Origin of the sequence: Rubrivivax sp. JA1055, assembly GCF_020966565.1 — a bacterium.
Lineage (GTDB): Bacteria > Pseudomonadota > Gammaproteobacteria > Burkholderiales > Burkholderiaceae_C > Rubrivivax > Rubrivivax benzoatilyticus.
Genome location: NZ_JAJKFP010000001.1, coordinates 1 through 19,767, shown reverse-complemented (window position 1 = coordinate 19,767; position 19,767 = coordinate 1). Strand labels below are relative to the sequence as shown.

Annotated in this window: 17 protein-coding genes and 1 tRNA gene; 11 read left to right on the top strand and 7 right to left on the bottom strand. The window is 71.9% G+C overall.

Features of this window, described 5'->3' with window-relative positions; genetic code table 11:
- The first annotated feature begins 134 nt into the window (after positions 1-134).
- Positions 135-698, top strand: a complete 564-nt coding sequence (locus LOC65_RS00090; protein ID WP_009858705.1) for a nitroreductase — start codon at positions 135-137, stop codon at positions 696-698.
- Positions 689-1,732, top strand: a complete 1,044-nt coding sequence (locus LOC65_RS00085; RefSeq protein WP_009858706.1) for a low specificity L-threonine aldolase — start codon at positions 689-691, stop codon at positions 1,730-1,732. The genes LOC65_RS00090 and LOC65_RS00085 overlap by 10 nt, the downstream gene beginning before the upstream one ends.
- 7 nt (positions 1,733-1,739) lie before the next feature.
- Here the strand turns inward: LOC65_RS00085 and LOC65_RS00080 are convergent, their stop codons facing one another.
- Positions 1,740-2,282, bottom strand: a complete 543-nt coding sequence (locus LOC65_RS00080; RefSeq protein WP_230246043.1) for a DUF962 domain-containing protein — start codon at positions 2,280-2,282, stop codon at positions 1,740-1,742.
- Between the two features lie 142 nt (positions 2,283-2,424).
- On the opposite strand from LOC65_RS00080, the gene dcd reads away from it, so the two are divergent.
- On the top strand, positions 2,425-2,994 hold the full coding sequence (gene dcd, locus LOC65_RS00075; RefSeq protein ID WP_009858708.1) for a dCTP deaminase: 570 nt from the start codon (positions 2,425-2,427) through the stop codon (positions 2,992-2,994).
- 1 nt (position 2,995) lies between these two features.
- On the opposite strand, the gene LOC65_RS00070 is transcribed toward dcd, so the two are convergent.
- The 5 genes from LOC65_RS00070 to argH form a co-directional block, all read right to left on the bottom strand.
- A complete protein-coding gene (locus LOC65_RS00070) occupies positions 2,996-3,262 on the bottom strand; it encodes a hypothetical protein (RefSeq protein WP_009858709.1) in 267 nt (88 codons plus the stop codon).
- Between the two features lie 133 nt (positions 3,263-3,395).
- On the bottom strand, positions 3,396-4,547 hold the full coding sequence (locus tag LOC65_RS00065) for an alpha-hydroxy acid oxidase (protein WP_230246042.1): 1,152 nt from the start codon (positions 4,545-4,547) through the stop codon (positions 3,396-3,398).
- A gap of 79 nt (positions 4,548-4,626) precedes the next feature.
- A complete protein-coding gene (locus LOC65_RS00060) occupies positions 4,627-5,103 on the bottom strand; it encodes a hemerythrin domain-containing protein (RefSeq protein WP_230246041.1) in 477 nt (158 codons plus the stop codon).
- A gap of 82 nt (positions 5,104-5,185) precedes the next feature.
- A complete protein-coding gene (dinB, locus tag LOC65_RS00055) occupies positions 5,186-6,484 on the bottom strand; it encodes a DNA polymerase IV (RefSeq protein ID WP_230246040.1) in 1,299 nt (432 codons plus the stop codon).
- Between the two features lie 23 nt (positions 6,485-6,507).
- Positions 6,508-7,908, bottom strand: a complete 1,401-nt coding sequence (gene argH / locus LOC65_RS00050) for an argininosuccinate lyase (protein ID WP_230246039.1) — start codon at positions 7,906-7,908, stop codon at positions 6,508-6,510.
- A gap of 55 nt (positions 7,909-7,963) precedes the next feature.
- Between argH and LOC65_RS00045 the strand changes: the two genes are divergently transcribed.
- Complete coding sequence (locus LOC65_RS00045; protein ID WP_230246038.1) at positions 7,964-9,085, top strand: sensor histidine kinase; 1,122 nt, start codon at positions 7,964-7,966, stop codon at positions 9,083-9,085.
- 9 nt (positions 9,086-9,094) lie between these two features.
- On the top strand, positions 9,095-9,826 hold the full coding sequence (locus LOC65_RS00040) for a LytTR family DNA-binding domain-containing protein (protein WP_009858715.1): 732 nt from the start codon (positions 9,095-9,097) through the stop codon (positions 9,824-9,826).
- Positions 9,827-9,853: 27 nt separating this feature from the next.
- On the opposite strand, the gene ppc is transcribed toward LOC65_RS00040, so the two are convergent.
- Positions 9,854-12,685: a phosphoenolpyruvate carboxylase gene (gene ppc / locus LOC65_RS00035; RefSeq protein ID WP_230246037.1), complete on the bottom strand. Its 2,832-nt coding sequence runs from the start codon at positions 12,683-12,685 to the stop codon at positions 9,854-9,856.
- A gap of 69 nt (positions 12,686-12,754) precedes the next feature.
- Between ppc and hemC the strand changes: the two genes are divergently transcribed.
- The 6 genes from hemC to LOC65_RS00005 all read left to right on the top strand — a co-directional run bounded on the left by hemC (position 12,755) and on the right by LOC65_RS00005 (position 19,117).
- Positions 12,755-13,684: a hydroxymethylbilane synthase gene (gene hemC, locus LOC65_RS00030; RefSeq protein ID WP_009858717.1), complete on the top strand. Its 930-nt coding sequence runs from the start codon at positions 12,755-12,757 to the stop codon at positions 13,682-13,684.
- 2 nt (positions 13,685-13,686) lie between these two features.
- Positions 13,687-14,460: a uroporphyrinogen-III synthase gene (locus tag LOC65_RS00025; RefSeq protein WP_164964115.1), complete on the top strand. Its 774-nt coding sequence runs from the start codon at positions 13,687-13,689 to the stop codon at positions 14,458-14,460.
- A 32-nt stretch (positions 14,461-14,492) separates the two neighbouring features.
- Positions 14,493-15,575, top strand: a complete 1,083-nt coding sequence (locus LOC65_RS00020; protein ID WP_009858719.1) for a uroporphyrinogen-III C-methyltransferase — start codon at positions 14,493-14,495, stop codon at positions 15,573-15,575.
- A 17-nt stretch (positions 15,576-15,592) separates the two neighbouring features.
- Positions 15,593-16,846, top strand: a complete 1,254-nt coding sequence (locus tag LOC65_RS00015) for a heme biosynthesis HemY N-terminal domain-containing protein (protein ID WP_230246036.1) — start codon at positions 15,593-15,595, stop codon at positions 16,844-16,846.
- 30 nt (positions 16,847-16,876) lie between these two features.
- Positions 16,877-16,953, top strand: a tRNA-Arg gene (locus LOC65_RS00010).
- Positions 16,954-17,524: 571 nt separating this feature from the next.
- Positions 17,525-19,117 carry a tetratricopeptide repeat protein gene (locus LOC65_RS00005; RefSeq protein WP_230246034.1) on the top strand — a complete coding sequence of 531 codons (1,593 nt, stop codon included), beginning with the start codon at positions 17,525-17,527 and terminating at the stop codon, positions 19,115-19,117.
- Positions 19,118-19,767 lie beyond the last annotated feature (650 nt).

The following is a 19,767-nucleotide window of genomic DNA, read 5'->3' as shown; positions in this document are numbered from 1 at the left end:
CAAAGACACGAGGGTTTACCCTCGGTCGTGTGTTCCCGTTCGCTTCTTGGTCGGCCCCGGGCTCGACACCGGCGGGGGCTCTGCTGCGCGTGCCGCCGGCGCCCCGGGGCTCGCGATCGCGTACGCTCGCGGCGATGAACACCCCGCTGCAACTGCTGCTGAGCCGCCATTCGCTGGGCGCCAAGCACCTCGTGGAGCCCGGCCCCGACGACGCCGCGCTCGACCGTATGACCCAGGCCGCGCTGCACGCGCCGGACCACGGCGAGCTCGTGCCCTACCGCTTCGCCGTCGTGCGCGGGGCGGCGCGCGAGCGCCTGGGCGAGGCCTTCGCCGCCGCGGCGCGGCGCGCCGGCAAGGACGAGGCCGGTGTCGCGATGGATGCCGAACGTGCGGCACGCCCGCCGGTCACCGTCGTCGTGCTGGCGCGGCTGGATCTCGGCCACCCCCAGGTGCCCGCGCACGAGCAGTGGATCGCCGTCGGCGGCGCGATCACCAACTTCCTGAACGCGGCGCATGCGCTGGGCTTTGGCGGCAAGATGCTGTCGGGTGCCAAGGTGCGCGACGCCGGGCTGCAGGCCGCGTTCTGCGGCCCCGGCGAGACGCTGGTCGGCTGGATCGCGCTGGGCACGCCGGCGCGTGCGCCGTCCACGCGCGCGGCCAAGGCCGAGCCGCGCCAGGTCTGGGGGACATGGCCGTGAGTGCGCCGGTCGACCTGCGCTCCGACACCGTCACCCGCCCGACCGCGGCGATGCGTGCCGCGATGGCCGCCGCGGAGGTCGGCGACGACCAGTACGGCGAGGACCCGACGACCAACACGCTGCAGCGCCGCTGCGCCGAGCTGCTGGGCCAGGAAGCGGCGATCTGGCTGCCCTCGGGCACGATGGCCAACCAGGTTGCGCTGCGCGTGCTGACGCGGCCCGGCGACGAGGTCGTCGCGGCGCGCGAATGCCACGCCGCCTGGCACGAGGCCGGCGGTTCGGCGGCCAATGCCGGCGTGCAGATCGTCGAGGTCGGTTCGGGCGGCGTCTTCGACGTCGACGACCTGGACGCGGCGATCAAGCCCAGCGGCCTGCCGGTGTTCCCGCCGACGACGCTGCTGCAGATCGAGAACACGCACAACCGCGCCGGCGGCGTCGTCGTGCCGCAGGCCGTCGTCGAGCGGGTCTGCGCGCGTGCCCGCGAGCGCGGCCTGAAGACCTACCTCGACGGAGCCCGGCTGTGGAACGCCGCCGTCGCCAGCGGCCGGCCCGAGGCCGAGCTGGCGGCGCCGTTCGACCTCGTCGGCGTCTCGTTCTCGAAGGGTCTGGGCGCGCCGGGCGGCTCGCTGCTGGCCGGGCCGCGGGCGCTGATCGCCGCTGCTGACCGCCACCGCCGCATGCTCGGCGGCGCGATGCGCCAGAACGGCATCTTCGCCGCCGCCGCGCTGCACGCGCTGGACCGGCACCGCGAGCGCCTGGCCGAGGACCACCACCACGCCCGGCGGCTGGGCGAGGCGCTGGCCGGCTGCCCGGGTGTCGACCTGGACCTGGCGACGGTGCAGACGAACATCGTCGTCTTCCGCCTGGCGCCGGGCATGCCCGATGCGGCGACGCTGGTCGCGCAGGCGCGCGAGCGGGGCGTGCTGATCGTCGCCTTCGGCCCGCGCACGCTGCGGGCGGTGACGCACCTGGACGTCACGGCCGCCCAGGTCGAACGGGCGGCGGCGGTGCTGCGGGAGCTGCTCGGCGGCTGAGCCGCGCTCAGGTGGCGGGGTGTGCCAGATCGCGCACGATGGTCGGCCCGACGCGGCTCTCGATGCGTGCGACCAGGCCCTTGCACCCGCCGGCCATCGCGAGCAGTTCCATGACGACGAACATCGGGCCGACGAGCAGGCCGACCAGATCGTCGGCGAAGGCCGGCTTGCGGCCTTCGTAGTAGTGGCCGAGGAACTGGATCGTCCAGCCGACGAAGAAGCCGCCGGCGCCCAGGCCCAGCCAGGCCAGCGTGCCGGCCTCGGCCAGCGGCTGGGCCAGCATCAGCAGCGCGGCGATGGCCGCCGAGACGGCCAGCCCGAGCACGAACTCGCCGCGGGTCAGATACCACAGCGCCACCGGCGCGAACAGCAGCCAGGCCGGTGACAGCGCGTAGCCGGCGATCTGGAAACCCGGCCGGCCGAGCAGCACGCCGATCGAGAAGACGATCAGCGGCACGCCGACGACGTGCGTCGCGATGTTGCGTTCGTCGCGGTGGTAGCGGGCATACTGGGCCAGCAGGTCGATCGCGGGGCGGAACGGGCTGGACATCGGGCAGCGTCTCCTTCGCGGGCCATGTTAGCCCCCGGATCGGCAAAGCTGCCACCCGGCTTGAGTTGACCCGCGTGCCGGTGGCGGCATTTCACGCACAATCGCGCGTTTTCGACGCGGCCGGGCCGACCCGAGGTTTGAAGTGAGCATCAAGAGCGACAAGTGGATCCGCCGCATGGCCGAGCAGCACGGCATGATCGAGCCGTTCGAGCCCGGCCAAGTGCGGCAGTCGGCCGACGGCCAGCGCATCGTCAGCTACGGCACCAGCAGCTACGGCTACGACATCCGCTGCGCGCCCGAGTTCAAGGTCTTCACCAACGTGCACAGCACGGTCGTCGACCCGAAGAACTTCGACCAGAAGAGCTTCGTCGACATCGAGGCCGACGTCTGCATCATCCCGCCGAACAGCTTCGCGCTGGCGCGCACCGTCGAGTACTTCCGCATCCCGCGCAACGTGCTGACGATCTGCCTGGGCAAGAGCACCTACGCACGCTGCGGCATCATCGTCAACGTGACGCCGTTCGAGCCCGAGTGGGAAGGCTACGTGACGCTGGAGTTCAGCAACACGACGCCGCTGCCGGCCAAGATCTACGCCGGCGAGGGCTGCGCCCAGGTGCTGTTCTTCGAGAGCGACGAGGTCTGCGAGACCAGCTACCGCGACCGCGGCGGCAAGTACCAGGGGCAGGTCGGCGTGACGCTGCCCAAGACCTGATTCAGGCCAGCGCCGGCAGCCAGTCGCAGCGCAGCCGGCCGCTGTCGTGCAGGCGAGCGCGCAGCCGCACGTAGATCGACGGCGCGAAGAACGCCGGCACGCACAGCGCGACCATCCAGGTCCAGTGCAGCAGCAGCGCCGGCGCGACACCCATCCAGCCCAGCACCCACAGCGTCAGCATCATGTCCCAGGCGTGGTACTCGAGCGGCGCTTCGCGGCGGTGCTCGAGCTGCCAGCGCTTGATGCGGGACATCTGGCTCACGTTCATCGGGGGCTCCGGGTGGTCGTTGGCTTGACTCAGGGTAAACCCCAGTCTATCCGATCGCCCTGAGCCGGATCAGCCCGGGAAGGGCCGAACGGCGTTGCAAATGCAACGATCGGCCGGTTTCAGCCGTCCTGGCTCAGCGCGGTGCCGTGCCCGGCAGCAGGATGTCCGGGCCGACGTCGGCGATGCGCTTGCGGCCGCAGAAGGCCATCGTCAGGTCCAACTCCTTGTGGATGATCTCCAGCGCCTTGGTGACGCCGGCCTCGCCCATCGCGCCCAGGCCGTAGAGGAAGGCGCGGCCGATGTAGGTGCCGCGTGCGCCCAGCGCGACGGCCTTCAGCACGTCCTGGCCGGAGCGGATGCCGCCGTCCATGTGGACCTCGATGCGCGAGCCGAGCTCGGCGGCGATCGCCGGCAGCGCACGGATGCTGGACTCGGCGCCGTCGAGCTGGCGGCCGCCGTGGTTGCTGACGATCAGCGCGTCGGCGCCGGACTCGACGGCCAGGCGCGCGTCCTCGACGTCCTGGATGCCCTTCAGGATCAGCTTGCCGCCCCAGCGCTTCTTGATCCACTCGACGTCGTTCCAGTTCAGCCGCGGGTCGAACTGCTGCGCCGTCCAGGCGCCCAGGCTGCTCATGTCGGCGACACCGCGCACGTGGCCGACGATGTTGCCGAAGCCGCGCCGCTTTGTGCCCAGCATGCCCAGGCACCAGCGCGGCTTGGTCGCCAGGTTCAGCAGGTTGGGCAGCGTCAGCTTGGGCGGCGCCGACAGGCCGTTCTTCAGGTCCTTGTGGCGCTGGCCGAGGATCTGCAGGTCCAGCGTCAGCACCAGCGCGCCGCAGCCGGCGGCCTTGGCGCGGTCGATCAGGCGCTCGATGAAGTCGCGGTCGCGCATCACGTAGAGTTGGAACCAGAACGGCGCCTTCGTGTGCGCGGCGACGTCCTCGATCGAGCAGATGCTCATCGTCGACAGCGTGAACGGGATGCCGAAACGTTCGGCGGCGCGCGCGGCGAGGATTTCGCCGTCGGCGTGCTGCATGCCGGTCAGGCCGGTCGGCGCGATCGCCACCGGCATCGCCACCGGCACGCCGACCATCGTCGACTCGGTGCTGCGGCCGTCCATGTCGACCGCGACACGCTGGCGCAGCTTGATCGCCTGGAAGTCGTGTTCGTTGGCGCGGTAGGTGCTCTCGGTCCAGGAACCGGAGTCGGCGTAGTCGTAGAACATGCGCGGCACGCGTTTCTTCGCGAGCACACGCAGGTCTTCGATGTGGGTGATGACGGGCATCGGCGGTCTCCTCGAGGCCGATGCTAACGACGCACGCGCCGAGACGGCGTGTGCGGCCCGGCGGGCGCCGGGCGCAGACTCAGGCGGCGCAGGCGCCGGCGGCCGCGACAGGCCGCGGCGGCGGCGGCGGCGGGGCGTCCAGCGCGTCGGCCGGCAGGTAGCCCATCGAGACCATGCACTGCGCCAGGTTGGCGTCCATCGAGCGCGAATGCGCCGGGAACCACTCGACCAGTTCGTCGGCGAGCTGGCGCACGAGGGCGACGTCGCCATCGTCGCGCAGCCGGTCCTGCACCTCGTGCATGGCCTTCAGCACCTGGGCGTGCTGGTAGGAGTGGCAGTTCTGCGGGGCGAAGCCCATGCCGAGCATCCAGTGCTCTTCCTGGGCGAAGTGGGCTTCGGTGTGTTCGACCACTGCGTCCAGCGCCGCGTCGAGCGAGCCGTCGTCCGCGTCGAGGGCGGTTTCCAGCGTGCCCAGCAGGTCGACGAACTCGTGGTGCGTCGTGTCCATCTGCGGCTGCTGCAGCGCCAGTGATTCGGACCAGGCGAGGGTGGACATGTGGCGACGCTTTCCTTGATGACGGGCCCAGACTAGGCGCGCGTTTGTATCGAATTTTTGCGCTGCCTCAATCGCCGTGCCGCTATCCCGACTTTCCTCGGAGGATGTCGATCGGGGTATTCACCACGGCCTGCGGGTCTGGTGCAGGCGTCGCCGCCAGGAAGGGCAGCTCCGGTTCGGCCTCGGCCGCGGTGCGCCGTGGCGTGGCGCTTGCACGACGGCCGGACGCCGCCGCGGCGGCGCTGTCGGCGCGCACCAGCGTGGCAGCGCGCACCCCCAGCAGCCGCAGCCGGCGCGACAGGTCCACACGCTTGAGGCATTGACCGGCGGCGCGGCGGATGGCGGCGGCGTCGACCACCGGCCCGGGCAGCGTCAGGTCGCGCGTGACGGTGCGGAAGTCGTCGTAGCGCAGCTTGATGCCGATGGTGCGTGCGGCGTAACCCTTGCGCTGCAGGTCGGCGGCGACACGTTCGGCGAGGTCGGTGAAGACCGCGGTCAGCCGGGCCCGGTCCTGCACCGCGTGCAGGTCGCGTTCGAAGGTCGTCTCGCGGCTCACCGACACCGGTTCGCTGTGCGTCACCACCGGCCGGTCGTCCTGGCCGTGCGCGGCCTCGTGCAGCCAGGCGCCGTAGCTGCGGCCGAAGTGTTCCTGCAGCCAGGCGCGTTCGCGCGTCGCCAGGTCGCCGATCGTCGCCACGCCCAGCGCCGCCAGCCTGGCGCCGGCCTTCGGGCCGATGCCGTTGATGCGCCGCACCGGAAGCGGCCAGATGCGTGTCGGCAGCTCGGCGGCGGTGACCACGCTCAGGCCGTCGGGCTTGTCCAGCTCGGAGGCGATCTTGGCCAGCAGCTTGTTCGGCGTGACGCCGATCGAGCAGCTGAGGCCGGTCGTGCGCCGCACGTTGTTGCGGATCTCCTGCGCCACCGCGCGCACGCCTCCGGCCGGGTCGTGGCCGACGGCGTCCTGGGCCCCGGGCACCTCGGTCAGGTCGATGTAGATCTCGTCGATGCCGCGGTCCTCGATGACCGGGGCGATCTCGGCGACCGCGGCCTTGAACCGCCGCGAGTAGCGCCGGTATTCGTCGAAGTCGGTGGGCAGCAGCACCGCCTGCGGGCAGCGCAACGCGGCCTTCATCAGCCCCATGCCCGAGTGCACGCCATAGTCGCGTGCCGCGTAGGTGGCGGTGGTGACGACGCCGCGCCCGGCGTAGCCGGCCAGCGTCGCGAACCGGCGGCTGCCATCGGGCAGCAGCTCGGGCTGGTGGCGCCGGCCGCCGCCGACGACGACCGGCAGGCCGCGCAGCTCGGGGTAGCGCAGCATCTCGACCGACGCGTAGAACGCGTCCATGTCGAGATGCGCGATCCAGCGCGTGCGCGGCTTCATCGGCGCAGCGGCGCCGCCGCCGTTCAGGCGCCCAGGCGGGCGCGGTGGCGCTCGATCTGCGCCCGCACCTGCGCCGGCGCGGTGCCGCCGACGACGTTGCGCGCGTTCAGCGAGCCGGCCAGCGTCAGCACCTCGAAGACGTCTTCGCCGACGGCGGCGTTGAAGCCCTGCAGCTCGGCCAGCGTCAGCTCCGACAGGTCGACGCCGCGCCCCAGCGCGACCTTCACCGCGTGCGCCACGACCTCGTGCGCGTCGCGGAAGGGCAGGCCCTTCTTGACGAGGTAGTCGGCGAGGTCGGTGGCGGTGGCGTAGCCGCGGCGCGCGGCACGTTCCATCGCCTCGGGCTTGACGCGGATGCCGCCGACCATCTCGGCCAGGATGCGCAAGGTGTCGCGCAGCGTGTCGACGGTGTCGAACAGCGGCTCCTTGTCTTCCTGGTTGTCCTTGTTGTAGGTGAGCGGCTGGCCCTTCATCAGCGTGATCAGGCCCATCAGGTGGCCGACGACACGCCCGCTTTTTCCCCGCGCCAGCTCGGCGACGTCGGGGTTGCGCTTCTGCGGCATGATCGACGAGCCGGTGCAGTAACGGTCGGCCAGGTCGATGAAGCCGAAGTTCTGGCTCATCCACAGCACCAGCTCCTCGGACAGGCGCGAGACGTGCACCATCGCGATCGAGGCGCAGGCGCAGGACTCGAGCGCGAAGTCACGGTCGCTGACCGCGTCCAGGCTGTTCTGGCAGACGCCGTCGAAGCCCAGCGTCTTCGCGACCCGCTCGCGGTCCAGCGGGTAGCTGGTGCCGGCCAGCGCGGCGGCGCCCAGCGGCAGGCGGTTGGTGCGCTTGCGCACGTCGGCCAGGCGTTCGGCGTCGCGCGCGAACATCTCGACGTAGGCCAGCAGGTGGTGCGCGAAGCTGACCGGCTGCGCGACCTGCATGTGGGTGAAGCCCGGCATCACGGTGTCGGCATGGCCGGCGGCCAGCTCGACCAGCGCACGCTGCAGCTCGACGAACAGCGCCGACAGGCCGTCGATCTCGTCGCGCAGCCACAGGCGCACGTCGGTGGCGACCTGGTCGTTGCGGCTGCGGCCGGTGTGCAGACGCTTGCCGGCGTCGCCGACGAGCTGCGTCAGCCGGGCCTCGATGTTCAGGTGCACGTCTTCCAGTTCGAGCTTCCACTCGAAGCGGCCGCCCTCGATCTCCTCGACGATCTGCGCCATGCCGCGGCGGATGGCGTCCAGGTCGGCGCCGGCGATGATGCCCTGCGCGGCCAGCATCTCGGCGTGGGCCAGGCTGCCCTGGATGTCGGCGCGCCACAGGCGCTGGTCGAAGCCGACGCTGGCGGTGTAGCGCTTGACGAGCTCGCTCATCGGCTCGCTGAACAGCGCCGACCAGGCCTGGGACTTGTTGTCGAGGGGATTCGCTGACATGCGGGGGGAGGCTGGCTGCCGCGGGCGCGGCGGGACTTCGTATTATCCGGCGGCGATGGACGAAGCCGGCCCCGACGCCTCCAGCAGCCCGCCGTCGCCCCCGGTCTGGCACGACACCTGGCCGGCCGGGCGAGGCCTGTCGTTCACGCCCAGCCGCTTCGACCGCCTGGCCGAGCAGCGTGCCCGCGACGAGGCCCGGCTCGCCGCCGCCTTCGACGTCTGCCAGCCGGCGCTGGCGCTGCGCGCCGCGCTGCTGGTGCCGACGGTGCTCGTCGTCGTCGCGCTGGCCCAGGCCGCGGACGTCGCCGACTGGCTGGCGCGTGCCGCCGCGGCGGCCTTCGCCGGTGCCGGCGGCACGCTGCTGTGGCTGGTGGCGCTGTGCTCGTCGCGCACGGCACTGGCGCGGCTGTCCTCGGGCGCGCGGGCCGGTGCGGTGCTGCTGGGCGGCGCCGCCTGCGCGCTCGTGGCCTGGGCGCCGCTGGTGGCCATCGGCCTGGCCGACACGGCCGGCGGGTTGCGTCTGGCGGGCATCGCGCTGGCGGGCGCCGGCTTCGCCGCGCTGCTGTGGCTGTGGCTGGACCTGCGCGCGCGCAGCGCCGTGCCGGCGGACACCAGCGCGCGCCTGGTCGAGCTGCAGTCGCGCATCCGCCCGCACTTCCTGTTCAACGCGCTGAACACCGCGCTGGTGCTGGTGCGCGTCGACCCGGCGCGCGCCGAACGCGTGCTCGAAGACCTGGCCGAGCTGTTCCGGGCGGCGCTGGCCGAGGTCGGCGAGTCGGTCGCGCTGGCCGACGAGATCGAGCTGGCGCGCGCCTACCTGGCGATCGAGCAGGCACGCTACGGCGAGCGCATCGCCGTCGACTGGGATCTGGACGCCGCCGCCGGCGCGGCGCGTGTGCCGCCGCTGGTGCTGCAGCCGCTGGTGGAGAACGCGGTGCGCCACGGCGTCGAGCCGGCGGCCGAAGGCGGGCGCATCCGCGTCGCCACCGGCCGCCGGCGCGGCCAGGCCATCGTCACCGTGAGCAACACCGTGCCGGAGCAGCCGTCGGCGCCTGGCCACGGCATGGCGCTGGACAACGTGCGCGAGCGCCTGCAGCTGCTGCACGACGTGGCCGCCGAGGTCGAGGTCTGGCGCGAGGGGCGCGAGTTCCACGCCCGCCTCGTGCTGCCGCTGTAGCGCACGACGATGGCCGCGCCGCTGTCGGTCCTGATCGTCGACGACGAACCGCTGGCGCGGCTGCGGCTGCGCACGCTGCTGGGCGCGGTGACGCAGCCGGCGCTGGTGATCGCCGGCGAGGCCGGCAGCGCCGAGCAGGCGATGGCCCTGGTACGCCGCGAGCCGCCGGACCTGCTGCTGCTGGACGTGCGCATGCCCGGCCGCGGCGGGCTGGCGCTGGCCGCGGCGCTGCACGAGTTGCCGCGCCGCCCGGCGGTGGTCTTCGTCAGCGCGCACGGCGAGCACGCGCTCGAGGCCTTCGACGTCGAGGCTGTCGACTACCTGACCAAGCCGGTGCGGCTGCAGCGGCTGCAGGCCGCGCTGGAGCGTGTCGCTGCGCGGCGCGCGCCGCCACCGGCGCCGCCGGCAGGGCCGGTGCTGGTGGTCAGCGAACGGGGCCGGCTGCGGCGCGTGCCGCTGGCCGAGCTGCTGTACCTGCGCGCCGAGGCCAAGGCCGTGCTGCTGCGCACGCCCGCCGAGACGATCGTGCTGGACGAGACCCTGGCCGAGCTGGAGCAGCGGCTGGGGCCGGGTTTCGTGCGCATCCACCGCAACGCGATCGTCGCGCGCGCCGCGGTGCGCGCGCTGGAGCCGCGCGACGCCGACGAAGGCTGGGCGGTGCGCATCGCGCCGGGCGACGAATGGCTGGCGGTGTCGCGCCGCCAGCTCGCCGCGGTGCGCGAGGCGCTGGGGGAGGGCTGAGGACGGCGCCGGTCCCCGCCCCGGGGCTCAGCCCGTGTTGCGCAGCCCGGCGGCGATGCCGTTGATCGACAGGTGGATGCCGCGCTGCAGCCGCGCGACCACCGGGTCCTCGGCGGCGGCGTCGGGCTTGCGCTGGCGGAAGCGCCGCATCAGCTCGACCTGCAGGTGGTTCAGCGGGTCCAGGTACGGGAAGCGGTGCTCGATCGAACGCGCCAGCGCCGGGTTGGACTGCAGCCGCGAGGCTTCGCCGGTGATCTGCTCCAGCGCCTGGCCGACACGTTCCCACTCGGCGCGCATCGTCGTGAACACGCGCCGGGCGGCACGTTTGTCCTCGACCAGCTCGACGTAGCGCGCGGCGATGCGCAGGTCGGTCTTGGCCAGCACCATGTCCAGGTTGGACAGCAGCGCGCGGAAGAACGGCCACTGGCGGTACATGCGCTGCAGCAGCTCCAGCCGTGCCGCCTGCGTCGTCTCGTCGCCGAGGAAGGCCTCGACCGCCGAGCCGAAGCCGTACCAGCCCGGCAGCGCCAGCCGGCACTGGCCCCAGGAGAAGCTCCAGGGGATGGCGCGCAGGTCCTCGATCGCGCGCGTTGCCTTGCGCGAGGCCGGGCGCGAGCCGATGTTGAGCTCGGCGATCTCGCGGATCGGCGTCGCGGCGAAGAACCAGTCGACGAAACCCGGGGTCTCGTAGACCAGCGCGCGGTAGGCGGCGAAGCTGGCGTCGCTGAGCCGTGCGGCGGCGTCGAGGAAGGCCTTGGGCGCGCTCTTCGTCGGGTGCAGCAGTGTCGCCTCCAGCGTCGCCGCGACCAGGGTCTCCAGGTTGCGTCGGCCGATCTCGGGGTTGGCGTACTTGGAGCCGATGACCTCGCCCTGCTCGGTGAGGCGGATCTGGCCGTTCACCGTGCCCGGCGGCTGCGCCAGGATGGCCTGGTAGCTGGGGCCACCGCCGCGGCCGACGGTGCCGCCGCGGCCGTGGAACAGGCGCAGCCGGATGCCGTGTTCGCGGTTCAGCGCGGCGAAGAACTCGGCCAGCGCGACCTCGGTGCGGTAGAGCTCCCAGTTGCTGGTGAAGAAGCCGCCGTCCTTGTTGCTGTCGCTGTAGCCCAGCATCACGTCCTGCTCGGCGCCGCTGCGCACGACCATCGCCGTGATGCCCGGCAGCGCGTAGTAGGCGCGCATGATGGCCGCCGCCTGGCGCAGGTCGCCGATGGTCTCGAACAGCGGCACGACGATCAGGTCGGCCACGGCGTCGCGGTCCAGCGTGCCGCGCAGCAGGCCGGCCTCCTTCTGCAGCAGCAGCACCTCGAGCAGGTCGGAGACGTCCTCGGTGTGCGAGATGATGTAGTGGCGCAGCGCCTCGCGGCCGTAGCGCTGGCGCGCCTCGCGCGCGGTCTCGAAGACCTCCAGCTCGCTGGTCGCCAGCGCCGAGTATTCGGCGCCGCGCACGCGCAGCGGCCGCGCGTCGTCGAGCAGGCGCAGCAGCAGCGCGCGCCGCGCGGGCTCGTCCAGCGCCGCGTAGTCGTCTTCCAGCCGCGCCACGCGCAGCAGCTCGGCGACCACGGCCTCGTGCTTGTCGCTGCTCTGGCGCAGGTCCAGCGTCGCGAGGTGGAGGCCGAAGACCTGCACCGCGCGCATCAGCGGCGCCAGCCGCGGCGCGATCAGCGCCTGGGCGTGGTGGTGGCGCAGCGAGCGCTCGACGACACGCAGGTCGGCAAGGAACTCCTCCGGCCCGGCGTAGGCCTGCTGCGGCGCCACGGCGTGGCGCAGCGCCTCGGTGCCGGTGAGCTCGTGCAGCGTCGAGGCCAGGCGGGCGTACAGGCCGACCAGGGCGCGCCGGTAGGGCTCGTCCTCGCGGTGCACGTTGCGGTCCGGCGAACGTTCGGCCAGGGCCTGCATCTCGGCCGTCACCGGGGCCAGCATTGCGCTCATCGACAGCTCGCTGCCGAGCTCGTGGACCTCGGTCAGATAGAAGCGCAGCGCGGTCTCGCACTGGCGCGACAGCGCCCGGCGCAGCGTGCGCGCGTCGACGTTGGGGTTGCCGTCGCGGTCGCCGCCGATCCAGTGGCCCATGCGCAGGAAGGGCGCCACCGGGTGCCCGGGCAGCGCGCGCTCGAGCTCGCGGTACAGCCGCGGGATCTCGCGCAGGAACGTGATCGGGTAGTAGCCGAGCGCGTTCTCGATCTCGTCGGCCACGGTCAGCTTGGCCGTGCGCAGCATGCGCGTCTGCCAGAGCTGGGTGACGCGCGCGCGCAGCAGTTCCTCGTTCTCGCGCCGCTGCTCGTCGGTCAGCAACTCGTCGCGCTGGCCGATCAGCTCGGCGACGGCGCGCTCGGCGTCGAGGATGCTCTTTCTCTGCACCTCGGTCGGGTGGGCGGTGAGCACCGGCGAGATGTAGGCCTGCTCCAGCGTGCGCGCGATGTCGGCGCTGCGGTGGTCGGCGGCGTGCAGGCGCTCGATGGCCATGGCCAGCGAGCCCTCCTGCAGATGGCCCTCGCGCTCGTGCACGCGGCGGCGGCGCACGTGGTGGCGGTCCTCGGCGATGTTGGCCAGGTGCGAGAAGTAGCTGAAGGCGCGGATGACGCTGACCGTCTGGTCGGCCGACAGGTTCTTCAGCAGCCGGTCGAGCACGCGCCCGGCCGAGGCGTCGGCCTTGAGCCGGTAGGCCACGGAGAGCTGGCGCACGCGCTCGACGAGCTCGTAGGCCTCGGTGCCTTCCTGCTCCCGGATGACGTCGCCGAGGATGCGTCCAAGTAACCGGATATCCTCGACCAGGGGGCGATTCTTCTCCGCGGCCTCGGCTGCACCATGGTGCGTCGAGGTCTTTCGCAGGGCGGCGGCAGGCGCGGGGCGTCGCGTCATCGGGGCTCCCAGAAGGCGTAACCGGATTACCGATTCTGGCACGTCCTGCGCGTTGTCGATAATTGCGTCATGAGCTCCAACACCATCATCGCCACCCGCGAAAGCCGCCTGGCCCTCTGGCAGGCCGAACACGTCCGCGACGTGCTGACCGCTCGCTTCGGCCTCGCCGTCGAACTGCTGGGCATGACCACCAAGGGCGACCAGATCCTCGACCGCGCGCTGTCCAAGGTCGGCGGCAAGGGCCTGTTCGTGAAGGAGCTCGAGACCGCGCTCGAGGAAGGCCGCGCCCACCTGGCCGTGCACTCGCTGAAGGACGTGCCGATGGACCTGCCGCCCGGCTTCGCGCTGGCCGCGATCTGGGAGCGCGAGGACCCGCGCGACGCCTGGGTGTCCAACCAGTACGAGAACCTCGACGCGCTGCCGCAGGGCGCCTGCGTCGGCACTTCCAGCCTGCGCCGCGTCGTGCAACTGCTGGCCCGCCGCCCCGACCTGAAGATCGAGCCGCTGCGCGGCAACCTCGACACGCGCCTGCGCAAGCTCGACGAAGGCGGCTACGACGCCATCGTGCTGGCCGCCGCCGGCCTGAAGCGCCTGGGCCTGGGCGCGCGCATCCGCTCGCTGTTCGATACCTCGGTGATGATCCCGGCCGCCGGCCAGGGCGCGCTGGGCATCGAGATCCGCGAGGACGACACCCGCCTGAAGGAGCTGCTGGCGCAGACCCTGCACCTGCCGACCTTCCTGGCCTGCCACGCCGAGCGCGCCGTGTCGCGTTCGCTGGGCGGCAGCTGCTCGATGCCGCTGGCCGCCTTCGGCCAGTGGAACGACGGCGTGCTGACGATCGACGCCGCGCTGGGCCACAGCACCGAGCTGACGCGCCCGCTGATCAAGGTGCGTGTCACCGGCACGCCGACCGACGAGGCCAGCGCCCGCGCGCTCGGCGAACACGCCGCCGCGCTGCTGCGCGAGGCCGGCGCCGGCGACTACCTGCCGGCCTGCTGACGGTGCGCATCATCGTCACCCGGCCGGCGGATCAGGCGGCCGCCTGGGTGGCGCGGCTGCAGGCCCTCGGCGCCGACGCCGCGGCGCTGCCGCTGATCGGCATCGAGCCCGCCGAGGATCCGCAGCCGCTGCGTGCGGCCTGGCGGTCGCTGGCCGACTACGCGCTGGTGATGTTCGTCAGCCCGAATGCCGTCGCCCATTTCTTCGCGCTGCGGCCGGCCGGCTGTGACTGGCCGGCGGCGACGCTGGCCGGCTCGGTCGGCCCGGGCTCGTCGGCGGCGCTGCGCGAGGCCGGCGTCGGCGAGCGTGTCGTCGAGCCCGCCGCCGATGCCAGGGCTTTCGACTCCGAGGCGCTCTGGCTCCAGCTGCAGGACCGCGACTGGGCCGGCCGCCGCGTGCTCGTCGTGCGCGGCGAGGACGGGCGTGAATGGCTGGCCGAGACGCTGCGCGGCCGCGGTGCCTTCGTCGAGTTCGTCGCCGCCTACCGCCGCCGTCCGCCCCGGCCCGACGAGGCCGGCCGGGCGCTGCTCGACGCCGCGCTCGCCTTCCCGCACGAGCACCTGTGGCATTTCAGCAGCAGCGAGGCCGTCGGCCACCTGCGTGCCCTGGCGCCCGGTGCCGACTGGTCGCGTTCGCGCGCCGTCGCTTCGCATCCGCGCATCGCCGCGGCGGCGAGGGCGCTGGGCTTCGCCGAGGTGGCCGAGCTGCCGCCCTCCGTCGAGGTGGTGGCCGAATGGGCCTCGCGCAGGCCGCCGATAGAATCGGCGTCCCTGTGACCGAGCCCGTCTCGCCCCCTTCTCCAGACCCGGTGCCGCCGGCCCCCGCGCCGGTGCCCGTGGCCGCCGCCGCGCCGTTGCTGCCGGCGCGCTGGATCGCGACCGCTGCCGCCGTGCTGGCCGCGCTGGCCACGGCGGCCGGCGTGCTCGCCTGGAACACCCAGCAGCGCGTGAAGGCGCTGGAGACCGAGCTCGTCAAGCGCCAGCAGGACGCCGGAGCCGAGGCTGCCGAGGCCCGCGTCGCCGCACGGTCCGCGCAGGACGTCGCGCGTGACGCGGCGGCCAAGCTGGCAGTGCTCGAGGCGCGGGTCGCCGAGTCGACGATCCAGCGCGGCCAGCTCGAGGACCTCATCCAGTCGCTGGCCCGCTCCCGCGACGAGAACGTGCTCGCCGACGTCGAGAACGCGATCCGCGTCGCGATGCAGCAGACCGCGATCACCGGCAGCGCCGAGCCGCTGGTGGCCACGCTCAAGCAGGCCGACGAACGGCTGGCGCGCTACAAGGAACCCCGCCTGGAGCGGGTGCGCCGGGCGCTTGCCCAGGACCTGGACCGCGCCCGCTCCGTCGGTGGCGCCGACCTGGCGCTGCTGGCGATCCGGCTCGACGAGGCGATCCGCACGGTCGACGAGCTTCCGTTGCTGTCGGCGGTCGACCATCGCCGGTCCGCGGCGCGCCCGGCCGCGACGGCGGCACCGGCGCCCGCCTCCGGCGCGTCGTCGGCCGAGGCGGCCGCGTCCGGGCTGCCCTGGGGCGAACGCTGGAAGCTGGTGGCCGGGACGATCTGGCAGGAGGTGCGTGAACTGGTGCGCGTGACGCGCATCGAGCACCCCGAGGCCATGCTGGTCGCGCCCGAGCAGACCTGGTTCCTGCGCGAGAACCTCAAGCTGCGCCTGCTCAATGCCCGTCTGGCGCTGCTGTCGCGCCAGTTCGACACGGCGCAGTCCGACCTGCGTGACGCCTTGTCGGCGCTCGACCGCTATTTCGACCCGCAATCGCGCCGCGTCGCGGCGACGCTCGAGCTGGTGCGCCAGGTGCAGTCGCAGGCGCGCGTGGCGACGGTGCCGCGGCCCGACGCCACGCTGGCCGCGATCGCGACGGTGGCGGCCGGACGCTGAGGGCCGGGGCGACCGCGATGCGCATCGTCATCTGGCTCGTGCTGCTGTGCGTGGTGGCGGTCGTTGCCGCGACCACGCTGGGCAGCAACGACGGCGTCGTCACGATCTACTGGCGTGGCTGGCGCACCGACCTGTCGCTGAACCTGTTCGTGCTGATCGTGGTTGGCGGCGCGTTCGCGATCACGTCGGCGGCGCAGGCGGTCAATGCCTTGGTCACCTTGCCCAAGCGCGCCGGCGAATGGCGCGCGCTGCGCCGCGAGCGTCTGGCGCAAGCGGCGCTGCGCGAGGCCCTGGCCGAGTATTTCAGCGCCCGCTACAGCCGGGCCCACAAGGCGGCCTCGCGGGCGATCGCGATCCAGCAGGATTCGCCCGAGCTGCGCGCCGACGCCGAGTTCTCGGTGCTGGCCCATCTGCTGGCCGCCGGCAGCCTGCATCGCCTTCAGGACCGCACGCGGCGCGACGAGCTGCTTCGCCAGATGCCGGTGGCGGGCCGCAAGGGCGGTGTCGGCGCCGGCCGCAGCGTCGACGACGGCGCCCGGCTGCTGGCTGCCGAGTGGGCGCTCGATGACCGCGACGCCGGCCGCGCGCTGGAGATGCTGGCCGAGCTGCCCCCGGGCGTCGCCCGCCGCACCCAGGCCCTGCGTCTGAAGCTTCAGGCTTGCCGCCTGGCGCGGCGGCCGCTGGAGGCGCTGCACACCGCGCGTCTGCTGGCCAAGCACCAGGGCTTTTCGCCGGTGGCGGCGCTGGGCCTGCTGCGCTCGCTGGCCTTCGAGGCGCTGGAGGGGGTTCACGACACGCAGCAGCTTCGCCAGCTGTGGGACGAGTTCGACGCCGCCGACCGGCGCGACGCGATCGTCGTCGCCCGGGCGGCGCGCCGTGCGGCCGCGCTGGGTGCCGTCGACACCGGTCGCGACTGGTTGCGGCCGTTCTGGGAGCGCGCCGGTGAACTGGCGCGCGACGAGCGCGAGGAGATCGCGCTGGCGCTGATCGACTGTGTCGCCGGCGTCGGCAGCGATTGGCTGCCGCGTTTGGAACAGGCCGCGGCCGCTCACGCCCACGAGCCGGCCGTGGTGGCGGCCGTCGGCACGGTGTATGCCGAGCGCCAGCTGTGGGGCAAGGCGCGCCGTCTGCTCGAGCAGGCGGCGGGTTCGCCGGCGCTGTCGTCCATGGCGCGTCGCCGCTGCTGGCGCCTGCTGGCGCGCCTCGCGCGCGAGGAGTCGGACGAGGATCGTGCACGTGATTGCGAAAATTTTGCTGCGGGGCTGGACTAATCGAAAAAACGTGCTATAGTTTCTTTCTTCGCGGCTGTAGCTCAGCTGGATAGAGTACTTGGCTACGAACCAAGGGGTCGTGGGTTCGATTCCTGCCAGCCGCACCAGAACTACGTTCTAGAAAACGGGTTAGCTCCGAAAGGGCTAACCCGTTTTTCTTTGTCCTGTGGGTTCTGCGTGCCGCACGGCACACGTGCTGTCGCGTGTGACTTCGCTTCGGCGACCGGCCTCGGTCGGTGCTCGGGGCATGCTCGGTAGCCCGTTGCCGATCGGCTTTGCGCGGATCCTGCTGCTGTTCGCGTGGTTGCGCGTGCGTCCACTCGATGAATGACGTCGTGGCGCCTTTCGTGTCGCCGTCGCCGGCCCCCGTTCATCTGCGTCAAACCGTGTTCGTCGTGCCGGTTAATCCGGTCATGGCGTCGCCGATACCAGGGCGTCCGTCTTTGCCGCATCGCCGATGCCGGGCCGGGGTAGCGGGCAGTGCCGCCGGTCGGGTGCTCGTCTTCCTGCCGCGTGGCATCGACATCGGACGGATGCCGCTGATGTTTGAGGCCATCGGCCGTGACCTGCGTCGTGGCCTCGCGGTGACCAACGTTGCCTCCGTCCGTGTCTTCTGGCAGCTGCATCCGCTTGGCGCCGAGGCGACTCGGGCGCCTGCCACGAACCGAGGGAGAAAACATGAATACCAAGAACGTCGTCGCCACGCTGCTGGCGCTGCTGTCCGTTTCCGCCATGCCGGCCAGCGCCGAGTCCGCCGGCGACTGGTACGAGCGCATGGGCAAAGGCGATTGCACGACTGCGCTCGAGGAACTGCGTCGCGGCGCCGAGTCCGGCGATGCCTCTTATCAGAACGCACTGGCCGGTGCGTACTACGACGGCGTCTGCGTCCAGCGGAGCCGCGAGGACGCCGCGGCCTGGTATCGCAAGGCGGCCCTGCAGGGCCATGGCGCGTCCCAGTATGGCGTTGCCTATCTGTACGTGAAGGGCGAGGGGCTGCCGCAGGACTACGCGCAGGCGGCCTCGTGGTTCCGCAAGGCCGCGGACCAGGGGCACCTCGCAGCCGGGAACTGGATCGGCTGGCAGCACGAGCAGGGGCTCGGCGTCCAGAAGAGTGTCGGCGAGGCGTCCCGTTGGTACCGCTGGGCGGCCGAGCGGGGTGATGCCATCGCGCAGCGCAACTTCGGTCGGCTGCTGTTCAATGGCAGTGGCGTCAAGAAGGATGTGGCCGCGGCCGCGGGCTGGTTCCGCAAGTCGGCGGACCAGGGTGACGCCGATGCGCAGAACTGGATCGGCTGGATGTCAGAGCGAGGGCAGGGTCTGCCTCAGGACTACGGCCAGGCGGTCGTCTGGTATCGGTATGCGGCAGAGCAGGGTCTCGCGATGGCGCAAACCAATCTTGGGGTTCTGCTGGCCTCGGGTCTGGGCGTGACGAAGGATCCGGAGCAGGCGGCGGCGTGGTATCGCAAGGCGGCAGAACAGGGTGAGCCTCGCGCCCAGTACCTTCTCGGTGTCGCCCTGGCCGGCGGCGATGGCGTGGCCAAGGACGCCCACGAGGCGGTCGTCTGGTATCGCAAGGCGGCCGAACAGGGGCGCGCGCGTGCCCAGTTCAAGCTTGCCTATGCGTATGCCAGCGGCGAAGGTGTCGAGAAGAGTCCTCGCGAGGCTGCCGCCTGGTATCTCAAGGCTGCCGAACAGGGCGACTCGGACGCGCAGAACAACCTCGGCCTCCTATATGAACTGGGTGACGGCGTGCGACAGGACGCGAGCGAAGCTGCGCGCTGGTACGAGCTCTCGGCGCGCCAGGGCAATGCCTGGGGGCAGCGAAACTTCGCGCTGATGCTGCGTGACGGCGAAGGCTTGCCCGCGAGCCCGATCCAGGCCTACGCGTGGCTCAACCTCGCGGCCAGTGCCGACACGCCGCACCCCGATGCGGCGGAAGAGCGCAACGCGCTCGCCGCGCGGTTGAGCAAGGCTCAACTTCAGGATGGGCAGCGCCTGGCGCGCGCTTGGAAGCCGGGCTCTGCGATGGGTGCGCCCCGGGTGAAGGCCGAAGCCCCGGCCCCGGCCCCGGCGCCAGCGCGCACGGCGTCGGCCGACGGTCTCTATCCGGCGCGCCCGGCCGCCCGCCCGGGCGTGACGACCTGCAACACCCGCTGTGTCAACGGCGACTGCTATCGCACCTACGACAGCGGACGCAAGGTCCGCTTCCAGGCGCGCCAGCGTTTCAATCCGCTGACGAGCCAGTTCGAGTGGGACTCGGGGGCCTGCTGAGTCGTGTCCAGCGTCCGGGTGCGATGCTCGGGCGTGCAGTGCCGGCAGGGCTGTGTCTACGCTTGTGTCGTGCAGTCGCTGACTCGCGCGAGACGTGCGCGGACCCGAGGTGCGCCTGTGGGTCCGCGAGGTGCTTCTGCAAGGTGCCTCCGGCGGGAAGAGTGGGGGAGGGCGCCGCAGTCGCGGCGGCGTGGCGACCTGTCCGTGTCGCCGCGGGGCCGGATCGGGCAGGGCTCTCGGGTCAGCGGGGCTAGGTCACGGCTGGCCGCTGTCGACGTCGGTGACGGTGCCCTGCAAACTTTTTTCGTTGAACCGCTTGCAATCGGTTTTGGAGCCGTGCTACAGTCACAGGCTCCGCTGATCGACGGTGGTGCTTCGAAAGAAGCGGCGCCGGAGAAACTCTGAAAAGGGTTTCAGCGAAAAGCAGAAAAGCCGAGTGCTTGACAGGGTTTAAAAAGAATGTCAGAATCTCGGTCTTCGCTGAATAAACAGCGACGCAGCGAAAGCAGCGAAGTTCTTTAACAACATACAGCCGATAAGCGTGGGCGTTTGAAGGCGAGTGCCAAGAAGTCGCAAGACTTCGAGGTCCTAGTGACTTTAAACGCTCATGGAAATAGAAGTGAAGTTCACTTCGATTCCTATTGAGCAAA